This window comes from Synechocystis sp. CACIAM 05, assembly GCF_010222815.1.
Classification (GTDB): domain Bacteria; phylum Cyanobacteriota; class Cyanobacteriia; order Cyanobacteriales; family Microcystaceae; genus Synechocystis.
In genome coordinates this window covers 108741-126141 of record NZ_CP019225.1, presented here as the reverse complement: position 1 = coordinate 126141, position 17401 = coordinate 108741, and the positions used below count along the sequence as shown (strand labels likewise).

Below are 17401 nucleotides of genomic sequence, written 5' to 3'. Positions count from 1 at the left end.
AACCTGGACCCAGATTAGCCATACACTGGAACGGAAAATTTCCTATTTACTCTATCCAGCAAAGATGGCCATCAACACTTTTACTATTATTAGTTTTATTGCTCTAGGTTTAATAGCCGGCTTTGCCAGCGGCCTGATTGGTATCGGCGGTGGATTGATCATTGTTCCAGTGCTAGTATTCGGTTTTGGTTTTAGCCAACATTTAGCCCAGGGCACCACCCTCGCCCTCATGGTGCCTCCCATTGGTCTAGCTGCGGCCTGGACCTACTACCAAAAGGGGGACGTGGACATCAAAGTGGCTGTACTAATTTGCCTGGGATTTGTGCTTGGTAGTTTGTTTGGCGCTAGGGTAGCCACCAATATTTCTAACGAATTACTGGGGCGGATTTTTGGGGGAGCAATGTTAGTCATTGCCCTGAAAATGATTTGGGGCAAATAGTTTTAGACGGCGGTAATGTTCCTGGGGTGAACTTTAAAATATTTCTTGAAATTCTTACCCATACCAAATTCTTCGTTGTAAAGAGACAAGATTTCCCAATGTTGAAACCTACAAAATTTAGCCCATGGTCTCCGCTGTTACTTGCTCAATAATATCCGCCGCTTTAGTAACACCTCCAGCAGTTTTAATTGCTTGTTGAAGCTCGAGAGCATTTCTTTTATAAGAATCTTCAGTGAGGACTTTTTCAAGGGCTGCCCGCAGATTGTTCGTATTCAATTTACTCAAGGGAATAAATTCCCCCACTCCAGCCCAGGCAATTCTGGCCGCTACCCCCGGTTGATCATTGGCAATGGGAATGGCCACCATGGGCACTGCATTATTGAGGCATTCCAACGTGGTGTTGAGCCCAGCGTGGGTAATGGTAAGGGCTGTTCTTTGCAGAAGTTCCAGTTGGGGAGCGTAATTAACAACGAGGGGATTACCAGGTAGTGCGGGCATTGATTCTAGCTTGGCTCCCCCCAGGGAAATAATCAATTGGGCATCCAAATCCATACAGGCTTCGGCAATGATTTTAAAGGTGCTCATTAACTGATTTTGAATAGTACCAAGGGAGGCATAAATTATGGGTTTATTGGTCAATTGCTCCCAAGGAAAATCAGCTATATCTCGCCCCACATTGCTGTGAAAAGGGCCAGTGAAATGGAAACAGCTTGGTAAACATTCCCGAGGAAATTCAAACGCTGCCGGTTGCTGACTAATTTGTGCTAGTGGGGAATAACGGTCATTGGGGCTAGATTGGGCGGGCAAATTCCAACGCTGACGATAGTCATTAATTAACGCTGTAATAGGTTTAGTGGCCCGATTTAAAAGTCCATAGCCAAGGCGATTCCGCAATTGTCCCAACCAGCTAGGATTGTATGGCCAAGGGGTGACATAGGGCGGTATGGTGGGCTCTCGATTAAGCACGACAGCGCTACATATACTGATGAAGGGAATACACAGGCGATCGCCAATAGTGCCCCCTTCTTGGGAAACTTGATCAACTAATAAAACTTCCACACCGGCTTTGGCCATGACCCCAGGGGCTTCCTCAAAGAAGGCTGCCGCTTTCTGGGTGATTTTGGCCACAGTGTATTGCAAAGCTTTAATGCCACTGAGTTTGCCCAACTCAGCCATAAATTCTGCCTGGGCTCCCAAGGGAAATTCCGTTGTGGCGATCGCCTGAAAATTCAAACCGGTCGCTAGGGTTTTGGCTTGGGCATCTAGCACCCCAAACATGGTCACAGTATGACCCCGCCGTTGCAGTTCCTTACCCAAGGGCAACATGGTATTGAGATGACCCGTCGTTGCTGGACAGAGCAAACCAAAGTGAGTCATAGCAAACAAGAGTTAGGGAACAAATGGGGGGCGAATTGGCTATGGACAGGACTATAGGGCTCCGGCGGCAGTTTTATCCAACACTGTGCCCAAATGGCCCATTAGGTTAATGGCTTGAATAACTGGGGGCTTATCTAGACCCTGGGGATAGTCAATGACGCTCACCCCGCCATTACCCTGTTTAACTTGCCAAAAGTGAGCGAGAGTAAGACCCAACAAATAAGCCAAAATCACCTTGTTGATGGCATCATGGGCCACCACAATGCCCACTGTGGAACCATCCCCCTGGCTATAGAATTTTACCCGGTCCTGCCAACAGGCGATCGCCCGGTCCCAGACCTGTTGTAAATTTTCCCCTTCTGGCATCTGCACTGTGGCGGGGGCATCTTTCCACTGTTGCAATAATCCGGGATATTCCGCTTCAATTTCCGTTTCTAGCTTGCCTTCCCACAGGCCATGGCAAATTTCCGCCAATTCCGGCTGTAAATCCAACTCTACGCTTGGGTGATATTGCAGAATAATCTCCGCCGTTTCCTTGGGCCGAGCCATGGGACTGCTAATGCCTAGGTTAATGGGCACATCTTTGAGGAATTCCGCCGCTTTTTGGGCTTGATGGCGACCATTGTCATTGAGGGGAATATCCCGAATACCTTGGAACCGTCCTTCCCGATTCCATTGGGTTTCCCCATGGCGGATAAGCAGTAACCGCAGACGATTATTATCCTTGCGGGGAGGTGGCAGAGGTACCCCCATATGGGCGGTTTGATTCAATGATTCCAGTTGCACCGGATCGCCCCAGCCACCACTAAAATTCAACACATTAATATTGCAGTTGGACTGTTGCAGGCGTTGGTAATGGGAAGCGGGCATGCCAATGGCACTCATTAACAAACAACGGTTGATGCCATTGTGGGCCACAATGAGCAGGGTTTGTCCTTCCGCTTCTGCTAGAACTTCTTGCCAAAACCTTTGGGCTTGGGCGTAGAGGGCGGCAACGGGGTAATACTCCGCCCCATCCACTGTCATAGATAATTGATCCGGTGCTTCATGCCAGAGGCGGTATTCTTCGGGATATTGACGGGCCACATCGTCTTTGGTCATTTTTTCCCAAAGGGGCAGATTGACCTCCAACAAATTTTCGCTGGGAATCAACTCCGGTAGCTGGGCAAAACTGGCTTGGATAATTTGGGCTGTTTCCTTGGCCCGGCGTAGGGGACTGCAATAGATTTTGTTGATCGCCAGGGAGTTAAGGGTTTGCCCCACCTTTTGGGCATCGGCTTTACCTTTGTCGGTGAGCACCGATAAGTCACTGCGACCTTGAATGCGTTTTTCTGCATTATAGGTGCTCTGCCCGTGGCGAACAATGATGACGCGAGTAGCCAATCCCCCTGCCTCCTGAACGATAAAATCAGACCAATTTTACAGGGTTGGGGTGGCAGTGGCCGTATTTTAATCCCGGGGCTACTCCTCCTCCCCAATTAGCTCCACTAGGCGATGCAATGCCTGGTCTAGATCATCGTTCACCACTTGGTAATCAAATTCCGCCGCCGCCTGTAATTCTTGCTGGGCCTGGGCTAAACGTTTGGCGATCGCCGTTTCACTGTCCGAACCCCGGCCCCGTAACCTTTCTTCTAACACCTCCACAGAGGGGGGCAAAATAAAAATCCGTCGGGCAGAGGGAAAAGTCTGTTTAATTTGCCTGGCCCCAAGCACTTCAATTTCCAGCAACACGGTTTTGCCCTGGGCAATCTGTTCTTCCACTGGTTGCCGGGGAGTGCCGTAATAGTTACCGGCATACTCGGCCCATTCCAACAGTTTTTCCTCCCCAATCCAAGTTTGAAACTCTTCCTTGGTTAAAAAATAGTAGGATTGCCCGTCTACTTCCCCGGCCCTTGGCGATCGGGTAGTGGCGGAAATGGACAAAAACCAATGGGGTTGGCTCTCCAACAGCAGTTGCACTAAAGTCCCCTTACCCACACCACTGGGGCCCGTTAGCACGATTAATTGTCCTTTTACCGCGGTTTGGTCTGGAGCCATGGAGCTTAACAATTACTTAATAGTAAAAGTGAATGATTATGAATAACGCTGGAAGGGATTGGGATGCAAAAACAGTGGCTAGATAGCAATATAGCTGGGCAATACTGGGTGGAAGTTCAGTTTGGCTCGACTTTTTAGTAAGCACAACCTTAAAATCCTCAAATACTCCCTAGGAACGAAGCGCTCCGGGGAAAAGATCCGTTACCCTAGGAATTTACATCCGTGTAAACTTTTCTTAAAGATTAGCCCATTTAGTCTCCCCTTACCCATGACTGAGCCCCCCGTACTGCACGAAACTTCTTCGGAATCGGAAAAGGAACAAAGTATTGGTAAACAGAATTTGTCCTTTCAACCCATTCCCCAAGCCTCCAAACCAGGCAAACGACTCTGGCTAGTGGTGGGAGCCTTACTGTTGCTAGGTGGTGGTGGCTACTGGTGGTTTCAGTCCCGTTCCGGCGGCCCTCCCGGAGGGGCCATGATGGGTCAAATGCCACCAGCACCAGTGAAATGGCAAGTGTTAGAGCCCACTGAGGTGAGGGATTTCACCACGTTGATGGGAACGTTGGAAGCACCCAAGGGGATGGAAATTGATTCAGAAATTGATGGGCGGGTCGAGGAAATTTTAGTTAGGGAAGGGCAACGGGTAGAACAGGGGCAGGTTTTATTTCGTATTGACAACGATGTTCTACAAACTCAGTTGCTGGAAGCTCAGGCTAATCTAGCGGCGGCCAGGGCCCAATTGGCGGAGTTGGAGGCGGGCAGTCGTCAGGAAGATGTTGCGGCGGCGGCGGCCCAGTTACGTCAAGCTCAAACCCGTTTAGCCAATGCCCAGGGGGGGGCCAGTCCCGAGGAAATTGCCCAGGCCCAAGCTCAATTAGATTCCGTCAAAGCGGCGGCGGAATTGGCCAGTGAGCGGGTGCGGCGGTTTCGTAATCTGCGGGACCAAGGGGTGATTTCCCTCGATGCCTATGACCAACAGTTGAAGGAAGAACGGCAGGCGATCGCCGATGTGGAAGCGGCCCAACGACGGTTACAACAACTAAGACAAGCCCGTAGCTCTGACGTGGAAAGATTAACGGCGGAAGTGGATGCCCAACGGCAAAATTTAAACCGTTTACAAGCTGGGGAACGACCCGAAACCATTGCCCAGGCCCGAGCCCGGGTGGGGCAAGCCCTAGCCAGTGTGAAAACTCTCCAGGCCCGCCTCGATAAATCAGAAATTACCGCCCCTTTTGCTGGGGTAGTGGGCTACATTCCCGTAAAGTTGGGAGATTACGTCCAAGCTAACGATGATTTAACCAATTTGACTGAAAACCAGCAGTTAGATCTCAATTTAGCGGTGCCCCTTGCCCAAGCGCCTCGGTTACGCCCCGGTCTAGTTGTAGAAATCCTCGATGGCCAAGAAAAGGCGATCGCCAGGGGACAAATTAGTTTTGTCTCCCCCGATGTGGACAACGATGGTCAAAGTGTATTAGTCAGAGCCACTTTCAGCAACGAAAACCAAAAACTACTCAATGGTCAGTTGGTGCAGGCCCGGATCATTTGGCAGAAAGACACAGGGCTAGTGGTTCCCACCGTGGCCGTCACCCGCATTGGAGGGGAAAGCTTTGTCTACGTTGTCCAGGACAAGGAAAATGAGCAAACCGGAGAAGCAGCCCTGGTGGCCCAACAAAAGTCCGTTAACCTGGGCAGTATCCAGGGCAGTAACTACCAAATTTTGTCCGGGTTAGAACCGGGAGACAGGGTTATCACGGCGGGATTATTGAGGGTGCAAGACGGGACCCCCATCCAGCCAGCGCCGACAGAAGGCTCAGCCAACCCAACCCCCTAAAATTTATTTAGCTCTCTCTTTTTTGTCTAGTATGATTGCCCCAGATTCATCCCCTCATCCTCTGGAAATTGCTCCGGTGCTCCAGCAAAAACTTTTTTACCGGGGACGTAAATTTAACTTTGATGTCAGTCGTAGGCAATTGCCCAATGGGGTGGTGGGGGACTGGGAACTGATACAGCACCCAGGGGGAGCCCTAGTGGTGCCCATTACCAGCGAAGGTCAGTTGGTGCTAGTGCGGCAATATCGTTTTGCATTGGCGGGGCGGCTGTTGGAGTTTCCGGCGGGCACCGTAGAAGTGGGGGAGAATCCAGCAGAAACCGTTAAACGGGAATTGGAAGAGGAAGCTGGTTACCGGGGGCATACCTGGCAAACCATTGGTCAATTTCCCCTGGCCCCAGGCTACTCCGATGAAATTATTTATGCCTATCTAGCCACGGATCTGGAAAAATTACCCAATCCGCCTGCCCAGGATGAAGACGAAGACATTGAAGTGGCGTTAATGACATTCGACCAGTTTGAAACGGCGATCGCCAAAGGGGAAATGATCGACGCAAAGTCCATTGCCAGTTACTTCTGGATGCGCCATTTGCTTTAAAGAAACTAAAACAAACGACGTTTGGCGGGGGATGATTTTGACGGAGTCGTGGTGTTTTTTTTGACAGGCTTGGGCATACTAGTTTTTGGTTTGGGTGCTGACTTGATGGCAGGTTTGCCTGGGCTAGGCCGCCGTTGTATCTGCCCCAGATCAGTCGCTTTTTCCAACACTAATTCATTGCCTTGCAGCGTCGTTTCAATATCCCAAAAACGCCGGAGGGGACGGCGACAAATCTCTCCTTCCGCGTCTTTTAAAACTCCACTAATTTTTACCTTAAAAAATAAGGGTCGTTTGCTGGGGGGCTTGGGGGATTGGCGAATTTTCACCACAATATTTTCCCTAGCCTGGGACACAAACACCACTTCCCCCCGAATGGAAAAATAGGGATGATCTACTTTCAAACTAGGTAAATTGTCCGAAGCCGGCTCAGAAGCTGAAGTGAGCCCCGGGCCAAGATTTTCCGGTTCCCATAATCCCGCTAACTGAAAATGAAGGTGATCATCCTTATCCCTTAGTCGGGGATAAACCACCCAAAAATGGGGATCTTCCAAGTTGACATGGCGCTTAAACAAACTGAAAGTTTTTCCTAATAATACTGACTCCACAATGTCACCGGTTTCCGTCACCAATATTCCCCGTTGACTGGATTCCTCGCTGGCATAGTAGCGTCCATATACCACCCCGATCGCCCGGAACTGTTTGGGGTGACTGGGGGGAGAAATGGGATGCTGACGAGGTTGTAGCGCAGAATCGGCCATGGATGATCAAAGTCAGTTTTAAAAAAGGTATTCTGGGTTGGGGCTCAGATTTCAAACCCGGTGGACACTAGGCACATTCTACCTTGAACTATCTAACCGGATTGTTTTTAGGCAATGTCAGATAAAATGAGCCTGGAATGCCTGACCCTTTTACCCTCCTTGCCATGACCGCCCCCTTTACTCCCGCCGAAATCGCTGCCGAAGGTATCAAACCCGAAGAATACGAAGATATTGTGCAACGGCTCGGCCGCCATCCCAACAAAGCTGAACTGGGAATGTTCGGTGTCATGTGGTCAGAACATTGCTGTTATAAAAATTCCCGTCCCCTACTGAGTAACTTTCCCACCGAAGGAGAACGCATTTTAGTGGGGCCTGGGGAAAATGCCGGGGTCGTAGATTTGGGAGATGGCCTGAGATTGGCGTTTAAAATCGAATCCCATAACCATCCTTCCGCAGTGGAGCCATTCCAGGGAGCCGCCACCGGAGTGGGGGGCATTCTGCGGGATATTTTCACCATGGGAGCGAGGCCGATCGCCATTTTGAATTCCCTACGGTTCGGTAATTTGGATGATGCCAGAAATCGGCGTATTTTCACCGGGGTAGTGGATGGGATCAGTCATTACGGTAATTGTGTTGGTGTGCCCACTGTGGGCGGGGAAATCTATTTTGATCCGGCTTACTCCGGTAATCCCCTAGTCAACGCCATGGCCTTAGGTTTGATGGAAACGGAAGAAATTGTCAAAGCTGGAGCTTCTGGGATAGGCAATCCAGTTTTATATGTTGGTTCCACCACGGGGCGGGATGGCATGGGGGGAGCTAGTTTTGCCAGTGCTGAGTTAACGGATCAGTCCATGGACGATCGCCCGGCGGTGCAGGTGGGGGATCCATTTCTAGAAAAATCCTTGATTGAAGCTTGCTTGGAAGCATTTAAAAGTGGCGCAGTGGTGGCGGCCCAGGATATGGGAGCCGCGGGCATCACCTGTTCTACGGCGGAAATGGCAGCCAAGGGAGGCGTGGGCATTGAGTTGGATTTGGATAAAATTCCAGTGCGGGAAACGGGCATGGTGCCCTATGAATATCTCCTATCTGAATCCCAGGAACGGATGTTATTTGTGGCCCAACCGGGGCGGGAACAGGAATTAATCGATATTTTCCATCGTTGGGGTTTACAGGCGGTGGTGGCGGGGCAGGTGATTGCGGATCCCATTGTGCGGATCTTTTTCCAAGGAGGGATTGCGGCGGAAATTCCCGCTACAGCCCTGGCCGATAACACTCCCATTTACCATCGACAACTACTAGACCAAGCTCCAGACTATGCCCAAAAAGCTTGGCAATGGCAGGAAAGTGATTTACCTCCAGCGGCGATCACCGGCATTGAAATTGCAGGGCAAAAGCAAAACTGGAATGAAGTGTTATTAACCCTGTTGGATAGCCCCACCATTGCCTCCAAGCATTGGGTTTACCGTCAGTACGACCATCAAGTGCAAAACAATACAGTTATAGTGCCCGGTGGGGCCGATGCGGCGGTGGTGCGGGTGCGGCCCATTGATGCCAAACCAGAGGAATGTGTGACTGGGGTGGCGGCCACCACAGATTGTAATGCCAGGTATGTTTATCTCAATCCCCTGGAAGGAGCCAAGGCCGCAGTGGCAGAAGCGGCCCGCAATCTCAGTTGTATAGGAGCAGAACCCCTGGCCGTAACGGACAATTTAAACTTTGGTAGCCCCGAAAATCCGGTGGGCTATTGGCAACTGGCCCTGGCCTGTGAAGGCATTGCGGAGGGGTGTCGGCAGTTAAACACCCCAGTGACGGGGGGCAATGTTAGCCTTTATAACGAAACGTTGGATTCCAACGGTAAACCTCAACCCATTTATCCCACGCCGGTTATTGGCATGGTGGGACGGGTCGAAAACATTAATAAAGTTGTTGGCCAAGGTTGGCGCAATTCGGGGAATGGCATTTACTTACTGGGTAGTAATGACGGCAATAACCTCGGGGGATCGGAATATTTAGCTGTTATCCATCACACCGTTGCTGGTCAGCCGCCCCAGGTAGATTTCGATTTGGAAAAAGCAGTGCAAAAAGCCTGTCGCCATGGCATTGCCCAAGGTTGGGTGAACGCGGCCCATGACTGTGCGGAAGGGGGTTTATCCGTAGCCCTGGCAGAAATGGCGATCGCCAGTCAGTTGGGAGCGGAAATTAATCTACCTGATTCCGAGCAAAGATTGGATAACTTGCTGTTTGGGGAATCCGCCAGTCGCATTGTGGTAGCGGTGGCACCGGAACATCAGCCTGCCTGGGAAAATTATTTAGCTGGTCAGTCCTTACCCTGGCAAAAATTGGGAGTAGTGGGTACAGCACAGGGCAACTTGACTTTTATCGATGCCCAAAATAACGCTCTGATTGATTTACCAGTTTCCGCTCTGACAGAACCTTGGCAAACGGCGATCGCCCGTCGTCTGGGCTAGCAAAACCAAGGGGATCAGTTGGGATCAGTCCTCCCTTTGGGGTCGAAAATGGTTGTAGCATGGACAACAAGGGATCAGTCCGCTAGAAACATGCCCATGCTAGCCGTTAACGAAGACAACTTTGATAACCTCGTTCTTCAATGTCCAAAACCGATCTTGGTTTACTTTGGCGCTCCCTGGTGCGGACTATGTCACTTTGTTAAACCCCTGCTCAACCATCTCCATGGCGAATGGCAAGAGCAACTTGTATGTGTGGAGGTTAATGCTGATGTCAACCTGCATTTGGCCAACGCCTACCGCTTAAAAAATCTCCCCACTCTGATTCTCTTTAACCGTGGTCAGGTGATTCAACGGCTAGAGGATTTTCGGGTTAGGGAAGATCTCCATCGCATCCGGGAGCAAATAGCAGTTTCCCTTTTCTCTCCCTGAACCATCCAGTGCTTGCCCTGGGTTAACGGTTGCCCAACAATGGAGAGATTAATCAGTTGAGCAATTCGGATAAAGCTGGGGCAATTATGGCTAATCAAGATTTAATTCCTGTGGTAGTGAACGGTGCGGCTGGAAAAATGGGTCGGGAAGTGATTAAAGCCGTAGCCCAGGCCCCCGATCTCCAATTGGTGGGAGCAGTGGATCATAATCCCAGTCTCCAAGGTCAAGACATTGGCGAAGTGGTGGGCATTGGCCCACTGGAAGTTCCTGTCTTAGCTGATCTCCAGAGTGTGTTGGTGTTGGCCACCCAGGAAAAAATTCAAGGGGTAATGGTGGACTTCACCCATCCCAGCGGCGTTTATGACAATGTTCGTTCGGCGATCGCCTATGGGGTGCGGCCAGTGGTGGGTACCACCGGATTGAGTGAGCAACAAATCCAAGACCTAGGGGATTTTGCTGAAAAAGCCAGTACGGGTTGCCTGATTGCCCCTAACTTCGCCATTGGAGTTCTGTTAATGCAACAAGCTGCTGTGCAAGCCTGCCAATACTTTGACCACGTGGAAATTATCGAATTACACCATAACCAGAAAGCCGACGCCCCTAGCGGCACTGCCATTAAAACCGCCCAAATGTTAGCGGAAATGGGCAAAACATTTAACCCACCGGCCGTAGAAGAAAAGGAAACCATTGCGGGAGCTAAGGGAGGACTAGGGCCAGGGCAAATTCCCATCCACAGCATTCGTTTACCGGGGCTAATCGCCCATCAAGAAGTCCTATTTGGTTCCCCAGGGCAACTTTATACCATCCGCCACGACACCACCGACCGGGCCTGTTATATGCCGGGGGTACTTTTAGGCATTCGTAAAGTGGTAGAACTGAAGGGCTTAGTTTACGGTCTGGAAAAACTACTATAGTCGCTCAGGGTAAAAATTAACACTCAATCAAAAATTGATCGATAAAGTCCAGCAAAAACTCAACCTTTAACTATTAACTATGCGATTAGTTATGCTCGGTGGCCCGGGGTCAGGGAAAAGCACCCAGTCCCATAACCTCAGCCAAGAACTTAAGTTGCCAGTGATTTCCATGGGGGGTATTCTGCGGGAGGCCATTGCCAACGCCACTCCCCTGGGAATCAAGGCTAAACCCTATGTGGAAAGAGGGGATCTGTTGCCAGATCCGATGATGATCGAATTTATTCAACAGAGGTTGGTGCAGGAAGATGGGGGTCAGGGTTGGATTTTGGAAGGTTATCCTCGCACCGCTTTCCAAGCAGAAGAACTGGACTTTTTACTCGAAGATCTGGGGCAGCCCCTGGATTGGGCCCTGTACCTGAAAATTGATGAAGCCACGATGGTGGAACGTTCCCTCAACCGTTCTTTGTTTGACGATCATCCTGAAGCCATCACCACTCGCATTGGCAAGTTTCATGAGTACACCGTTCCCCTATTGGAATACTACGCTGCGAAGCAAAACCTACTCACAGTGGATGCACACCTAGCAGTTGATCAAGTTACAAAGCTAATTTTGGCTCGGCTTTAGGAGCCGGTTTCCAGTGTATTTGTTTATCCTCTAAATCTTTTGGCTAAAGCTCTAACAATACCGGGGATATTGGCATCTTGTTTCGCCCAACTTGGCAGATCAGAACTTTTTACCAATCTTTGCGAAAAAATAACAAGGGCAGCAAAATACTCAAAATTGTGGGGTCACAAAATTTAAGTAACTAGTGATCAATTTTTCACCCCAAAAGAGACTGATGAGGGCACCGATCGCCAAAAAGGGGCCAAAGGGAAAACCCTGTCGCCGTTGCAATGTGCCCAACAGTAACTTCAAACCCCCATAGATAGAACCGATGAAACAGGCAATGAAGGTGGTCAACAGTAATGACGGCCAGCCCAACCAAGCCCCTACCATGGCTGCCAATTTGGGATCCCCGTCCCCCATGCCTTCCCTACCGAGCAACAGACTTCCTCCCATGCGGATCAAATCGAACAACCATAGCCCCAATACCGCCGAGGCGATCGCCTCCACCAAGGGGACAATCCAATGGCCACGTTGCCAACCCAGTAGTAAATGAAATAACAGCCCAAGCACCAATCCCGGTTTAGTCAAACTATTGGGCAGGGTCATGGTGTCCCAGTCAATTAAAGTTAGGGCGATTAAAAAACTAATTAATATCCAGTAGCCGAAGGTTTGCCACTGCCAACCAAAACGCCAACAGGTCAGGGCAAATAACAATCCCGTCGCAGCCTCCACCAAGGGATAGCGGGGAGAAATGGCAGCTTGGCACCAACGGCATTTACCCCGTAGCCAAAGCCAACCCACCACTGGCACATTCTCCTTCGGGCCCAGTCGGTGGCCACAGTGAGGACAACGGGAAGGGGGATGTACCAGGGATAAACCTTCTGGTAAACGATAGGCCACCACGTTGAGAAAACTACCCACGGCACAGCCCAGAGCAATGGCAAGTAGGAAAGCAAGGGGGGCAATCAGGGGATCCATGCTGGTCTCGGCGAAGGAATGTCAAGGGTTTAAGGTGGTGTTTGCCAAGCCCTTTTCCCCCTAATTTCGACGACGGGAAAAAACTTAAAGTCCCCCGGCATTGGAAAATTTAAATTTAAGGAGTGCAATAGGACTTGACGAACAGGTTCTAAGACAAATGTAGTCCGTTTTCCTTTTGAAAAGCCCAATTTTATCCTTATTGACTGCGGTTAGTCCTCTAATTCCTTCTTGATCAGCTGATAGTTAGCATCTAGATAAATTTCATATTTCCGCCCATCGGCACAAATCGCGTCGTCAATTTCAAACCGTCTTTTGTCGATTTCGTACTCTGCATCGTCAAAGGAACTACAGCCCAGGGCATTGAGGGCTTGGACAATTCTCTGTCTTTCCTGGGCCGTCACATCCCGGTCATCGGCCCTGGCGATCGCCGCTGTGAGGGTCATTTCCATCAGTACCACACCGGCCAGAAAATAGCTAATTTGTTTGATGGTATCCATTGTGGTTAGTTTCTCCAAGGAAAGTTTGAGCAAGACATTAGTTTTTTCAACTTAGAGCGTTATTGTCCATTTACCGAACCGGGGGTTAACAGCTTGGCGATCGCCCACTGCCCTGGGCCATGGTTGGGGACAAACGATTGGTTAACAGAGGTCATCCACCAAAGGATTAAGATGGGAAACAAGTACCTGGCATAGGTATCAATGGGGGACCCCACCGCTGAGCAGAAATCAGTCCCCGACCTGAGTATCTGGATTGTGTGCAAATTGTATGAAAACTTTATTACTAACCTGGCTGGATCGTATTTTGATTGCCGATGTATTCCTGGTGCTGCTGGGCTTTTTCTGGTTTGCCATCGCTGTGGTGGGGGAATCCACTGGTATTCCTTTGGGCTATCAAATCTGGCAAAAACTTTGGTTGCCCCTATTCAATCCCGCCATTAGTATTCTGATTTTGGGTGCTGTCAGCAGTTGGGGAATCAAAAAACTTTCCCAATGGTTCACCACTAAACAAGGGAGTTAGGGCCATGAAAGGGTGGGTCAAGGGGGCGATCGTTCTGGCCATTGCTTTGGTGGGTTTGGAAGTCATTGCCCGCATCTATGTGGAAAATCTCTGGTTCCAGGAGTTAAGCTTCCAGTCCGTCTTTTGGAAGCGGGTGCGCTGGCAAGGGAGCATTGCTCTGATTACAGGCTTTATTTCCTGGGGCTTTATTGTCTTCCAGGTTAAAGTCACTAATCGCCTGATCCAAGAGGAGACCCAACTGAAAAGCCTGTCCGCTGCCCAAGCTGTTTATGCACCAGTGCCCGTGGCGATCGGTTCCCGTTACTTGCCCATGCCCGCTCCCCCGGTGGGCCCCAAAGCCCATTCCCGTCCCCTGCAACTACCCGTTCTACTGCCCCTGATTATTGTCCTACAACTGATTCTGATATCCCTGGTGATGTATTACGTTTTCATCACTATTCAGGTGTGGACTCCGGATTATACTTTGCCCAATATCACCCCAGCGGTGCCCCAACCCTTTCGGCTTCATTTTTTGTTTACCAATTTCAGTGGTATGGGTAGCCAGTTGGGGGCAACGGCTTTGGCGGGTATGCTAGCCCTCATCGGTGTGCTGCGAGGCCCCAGACTATTACCGGGCTTGGTCTTTATTTTGAGTGGAGTTTGGGGACTGCTGCTATCTGGTAACTGGTTTCGACTGTTACTTTCTTTTAATAGTCAGCCCTTCAATACCATCGACCCCCAATTTCACCACGATATTAGCTTTTATATTTTCCAGATTCCCCTCTGGCAATTACTCGAAAGTTGGTGGCGGGGTTTATTCCTCTTCAGTTTGTTAGGGGTAACTCTAATTATTCTCAAATCCGCTGATAGTTTATCGGAGGGACGATTTCCCGGTTTTTCTGCAGCCCAATTGAGACATATAAGTGCTCTGGGAGCCGCAGTGGCTCTCACCCTAGGGGTGGAACATTGGTTAAAGCGTTACGATTATTTGTTTGCTAACCATGGCGTAGTCTATGGGGCCAACTACACCGACATTCATTGGCGTTTACCCGTAGAAACTGGGCTGGCGATTTTCAGCATGGCGATCGCCATTTGGTTGGGGTGGTTAAGCGTTAAGGGTTGGCCTGGGGCAAAAGGAACAGGTGCTCCCCAGCGGCGGGGACAGTTACCCATAATTGGCCTCTGGTTGCCAGTGGCTGTTTACTTGTTAATTCTGCTTCTGCAAAATTTGGGGGGTTGGGCGATCGAACTGTTAGTAGTGCAACCCAATCAACTCACCAGGGAAAGACCCTATCTCGCCCGCAACATCGCCGCCACTAGAGAGGCTTTTAACCTACAAATCATTCAGCCAGCTACCCTCACCGGCCGTGGCCAACTCACCCCCGCTAGCCTAGAGAGAAACCGACTCACCCTAAATAACATTCGCCTCTGGGATCCCATTCCCCTACTGAAAACTAATCGACAACTACAACAAATTCGCCTTTACTATAAGTTCTCTGATGCTGACCTAGACCGCTACACTATCCGGGTGCAAAAAGACGACACGCAAACCATTAGCACCGCCAAACAACAAACCCTCATTGCCCCCAGGGAATTGGACTACACCGCTGTACCAGAAAAGGCCCAAACCTGGGTGAACAAACATCTAGTCTATACCCACGGCTACGGCTTCACCCTTTCCCCCGTTAACCTAGTGGACCAAGGCGGATTGCCCTATTACTTTGTCAAAGACATTGGCACTGACGAAAACGCAGGCGCTCTGCGCACCTCCAGCGAGCTGATCCGCACCAGTATTCCCATCGGTAAACCCCGCATTTATTTTGGTGAAATCACTGATAACTACATCATGACCAACACCGCCATTCCTGAACTGGATTTTCCCAGTGGAGAGGCCAATGTTTACAACTTTTATGACGGGCGGGGTGGCATTTTTTTAAATTCTCCCATCAGAAAATTATTATTTGCCGTTTATTTGCGGGATTGGCAAATGCTATTCACTGAGAACTTTAAGCCTGATACCAGAGTTTTATTTCGCCGCAATATTAACCATCGCATCCGCCACATTGCTCCCTTTTTGCGTTTTGACCGCGATCCTTACCTGGTGACAGCCAAAGTAAAAGGGGAAGAACATTCCACTCTTTATTGGCTGATCGATGCCTATACCACCAGCAATTCCTATCCCTATTCCGATCCGGGGGAAGGAGATGCTAACCAACCGGGGCGTAATTTCAATTACATTCGTAATTCAGTCAAAATTTTAGTGGATGCCTACAATGGTGATGTGCGTTTTTTCACTATTGATAAGCAAGATCCGCTAATTAATGCTTGGCAGAAAATATTTCCCGAACTGTTTTTACCTTTTAGTTCCATGCCCTCTACTTTAAAAAGTCATATTCGTTATCCGGTGGATATGTTCAGTACCCAATCGGAGCGATTGTTGACCTATCACATGGAAGATATTGATGTATTTTATAACCGGGAAGACCAATGGCGTATTCCCCAGGAAACCTATGCCGATGAGCAACAACCCATTGCCCCCTATTACCTAATTATGAAATTGGCAGGGATTGATGCCAAAGAAGAGGAATTTGTTCTTTCCCAAGTTTATACTCCTAATGCCCGCAATAACCTGATTGCCCTACTCTTTGCCCGCTGTGATGAACAAAATTATGGCAAATTGTTGCTCTACACCTTACCCAAGGAACGACTGGTTTATGGCCCAGAGCAAATTGAAGCTTTGGTGAACCAAGATCCAGTAATTTCCGAACGGATTAGTCTTTGGAACCGCCGGGGCTCCCGGGCCATTCAGGGTAATTTGCTGGTAATTCCCATTGAAGAATCCTTACTTTATGTGGAACCAATTTATCTGGAAGCTGAGAAAAATAGTTTGCCCACCCTCGCTCGGGTTGTGGTGGTTTATGGTAATCAAATTGCCATGGCAGAAAGCTTAAATGAAGCCATAGAAGCAATTTTTGATCCTAATCCAACTGGAAGAAACGCAATTGTTCGTCCTCTGGATGACACTGTTAATGATCTTAATAGTGAGTTGAATTAGGGGTAATTACTTTCCTGTCAGTTTTACAACTTACTCAATTTGGAGTGGCTATGGGCATTAATCTGCCGGAGCAGTCAGGTTTCGTGGTTTTGGGCGCTACTAGCGGACAAATATTTGCTAGTCAGGTGGGTAATATTGGCTTGGTTGGTGGTTTTGGGGGCATAGCTGTAGGAACCCCAGTGATCGTGGTGAGTGGAGCTTTGGCCGGAGCGGCGATCATCTCGATATTGGAAGGCATTGAAAATGGGGATGTTAGGGTTCTGGGAATAACGACTGTGGGCTCGGTGCTAGGTGCTGGTTTCGGAGCTAGTCTAGGCAATGTCGGAGTGGCTATGGGAGGAACGGCGTTTGGCATTGGCATGGGCACTATGGCTGTGACTGGGGGAATTTTTGCCCTGGGGGTTTATCAGTTGATCAAGATGTTTGTTAAAGATAGCCATAAGGAATCCTATGAACAGATTTTTTCCCGCATGGAAGAGCAAATTTCATACAACGAATACTATATTCAAGCTCTTCTGGAGTTAGATCCAGTTTTGAAAGAATTAACCTGGTATAGAAAATTTAATGATTTAGAAATCAATCATGAATTGGAACAGCTAAAAATCAGTCTTGGCTTGTCAAATAATCTGGATAATCAGACTGACCAGCAATGGCGAACCATTGACGATCAAGAAGAATTACTACAGTTGAAATTTAAATTGGAAGAAGTTATACAAAGACAAAATGTTGAAGAAAAGATTTTTTACCAGTATGGGTTGCCTGAAGCTAACACAAATAACAGTGGGGCAATTATTACGATTGATCTGAAAATGGGTTGCGCATACCCCGCAGCTTGCTGCGATTGGGATAAGCAACCCCAAAGTATTAGAATTCCGTAATGGAACTAAAACGGGCTAGTCATTGCGTGTATCAAATTC

At 49.2% G+C, this 17401-nt stretch carries 16 protein-coding genes; 10 read left to right on the top strand and 6 right to left on the bottom strand.

Going from position 1 to position 17401, the window contains the following annotated elements:
• The first annotated feature begins 64 nt into the window (after positions 1 to 64).
• Positions 65 to 439 (top strand): sulfite exporter TauE/SafE family protein, encoded by a 375-nt coding sequence (locus tag BWK47_RS00595; RefSeq protein WP_010871281.1) that lies wholly within the window; start codon positions 65 to 67, stop codon positions 437 to 439.
• A 117-nt stretch (positions 440 to 556) separates the two neighbouring features.
• Here the strand turns inward: BWK47_RS00595 and BWK47_RS00590 are convergent, their stop codons facing one another.
• The 3 genes from BWK47_RS00590 to gmk all read right to left on the bottom strand — a co-directional run bounded on the left by BWK47_RS00590 (position 557) and on the right by gmk (position 3853).
• Entirely contained in the window at positions 557 to 1816 is a 1260-nt protein-coding gene (locus tag BWK47_RS00590) for a glycosyltransferase (protein WP_162327167.1), read from the bottom strand.
• Positions 1817 to 1867: 51 nt separating this feature from the next.
• Positions 1868 to 3199, bottom strand: a complete 1332-nt coding sequence (locus BWK47_RS00585) for a histidine phosphatase family protein (RefSeq protein WP_162327166.1) — start codon at positions 3197 to 3199, stop codon at positions 1868 to 1870.
• A 78-nt stretch (positions 3200 to 3277) separates the two neighbouring features.
• Complete coding sequence (gene gmk / locus BWK47_RS00580) at positions 3278 to 3853, bottom strand: guanylate kinase (protein ID WP_162327165.1); 576 nt, start codon at positions 3851 to 3853, stop codon at positions 3278 to 3280.
• A 268-nt stretch (positions 3854 to 4121) separates the two neighbouring features.
• Here gmk and BWK47_RS00575 point away from each other — a divergent pair, with 268 nt between their 5' ends.
• Both BWK47_RS00575 and BWK47_RS00570 read left to right on the top strand, forming a co-directional pair.
• Entirely contained in the window at positions 4122 to 5684 is a 1563-nt protein-coding gene (locus BWK47_RS00575; protein ID WP_162327164.1) for an efflux RND transporter periplasmic adaptor subunit, read from the top strand.
• Positions 5685 to 5715: 31 nt separating this feature from the next.
• Positions 5716 to 6279: an NUDIX hydrolase gene (locus tag BWK47_RS00570; protein WP_010871276.1), complete on the top strand. Its 564-nt coding sequence runs from the start codon at positions 5716 to 5718 to the stop codon at positions 6277 to 6279.
• A 5-nt stretch (positions 6280 to 6284) separates the two neighbouring features.
• Here BWK47_RS00570 and BWK47_RS00565 read toward each other — a convergent pair whose 3' ends face one another.
• The gene (locus BWK47_RS00565) at positions 6285 to 7037 is read right to left on the bottom strand and encodes a hypothetical protein (RefSeq protein ID WP_162327163.1); all 753 of its coding nucleotides are present in this window, start codon (positions 7035 to 7037) and stop codon (positions 6285 to 6287) included.
• A 137-nt stretch (positions 7038 to 7174) separates the two neighbouring features.
• On the opposite strand from BWK47_RS00565, the gene purL reads away from it, so the two are divergent.
• The 4 genes from purL (at position 7175) to BWK47_RS00545 (ending at position 11473) form a co-directional block, all read left to right on the top strand.
• Positions 7175 to 9505, top strand: a complete 2331-nt coding sequence (gene purL / locus BWK47_RS00560) for a phosphoribosylformylglycinamidine synthase subunit PurL (RefSeq protein ID WP_204250440.1) — start codon at positions 7175 to 7177, stop codon at positions 9503 to 9505.
• Positions 9506 to 9601: 96 nt separating this feature from the next.
• On the top strand, positions 9602 to 9934 hold the full coding sequence (locus tag BWK47_RS00555; RefSeq protein ID WP_041425898.1) for a thioredoxin family protein: 333 nt from the start codon (positions 9602 to 9604) through the stop codon (positions 9932 to 9934).
• Between the two features lie 86 nt (positions 9935 to 10020).
• Complete coding sequence (dapB, locus tag BWK47_RS00550; RefSeq protein WP_162327162.1) at positions 10021 to 10848, top strand: 4-hydroxy-tetrahydrodipicolinate reductase; 828 nt, start codon at positions 10021 to 10023, stop codon at positions 10846 to 10848.
• A 79-nt stretch (positions 10849 to 10927) separates the two neighbouring features.
• Positions 10928 to 11473 (top strand): adenylate kinase family protein, encoded by a 546-nt coding sequence (locus tag BWK47_RS00545; protein WP_162327161.1) that lies wholly within the window; start codon positions 10928 to 10930, stop codon positions 11471 to 11473.
• A 150-nt stretch (positions 11474 to 11623) separates the two neighbouring features.
• Here the strand turns inward: BWK47_RS00545 and BWK47_RS00540 are convergent, their stop codons facing one another.
• On the bottom strand, positions 11624 to 12433 hold the full coding sequence (locus BWK47_RS00540; protein WP_162327160.1) for a prepilin peptidase: 810 nt from the start codon (positions 12431 to 12433) through the stop codon (positions 11624 to 11626).
• A gap of 209 nt (positions 12434 to 12642) precedes the next feature.
• Positions 12643 to 12930 (bottom strand): PepSY domain-containing protein, encoded by a 288-nt coding sequence (locus BWK47_RS00535; RefSeq protein ID WP_010871269.1) that lies wholly within the window; start codon positions 12928 to 12930, stop codon positions 12643 to 12645.
• Between the two features lie 268 nt (positions 12931 to 13198).
• Here BWK47_RS00535 and BWK47_RS00530 point away from each other — a divergent pair, with 268 nt between their 5' ends.
• From BWK47_RS00530 to BWK47_RS00520, 3 genes are read left to right on the top strand one after another with little or no spacing between them, the layout of a single operon-like run.
• Positions 13199 to 13450: a hypothetical protein gene (locus tag BWK47_RS00530; RefSeq protein ID WP_162327159.1), complete on the top strand. Its 252-nt coding sequence runs from the start codon at positions 13199 to 13201 to the stop codon at positions 13448 to 13450.
• A complete protein-coding gene (locus BWK47_RS00525; RefSeq protein WP_162327158.1) occupies positions 13386 to 16484 on the top strand; it encodes a UPF0182 family protein in 3099 nt (1032 codons plus the stop codon). Before BWK47_RS00530 ends, BWK47_RS00525 begins: the two co-directional genes overlap by 65 nt.
• A gap of 50 nt (positions 16485 to 16534) precedes the next feature.
• Positions 16535 to 17362, top strand: a complete 828-nt coding sequence (locus tag BWK47_RS00520) for a hypothetical protein (protein ID WP_162327157.1) — start codon at positions 16535 to 16537, stop codon at positions 17360 to 17362.
• Positions 17363 to 17401: the final 39 nt, after the last annotated feature.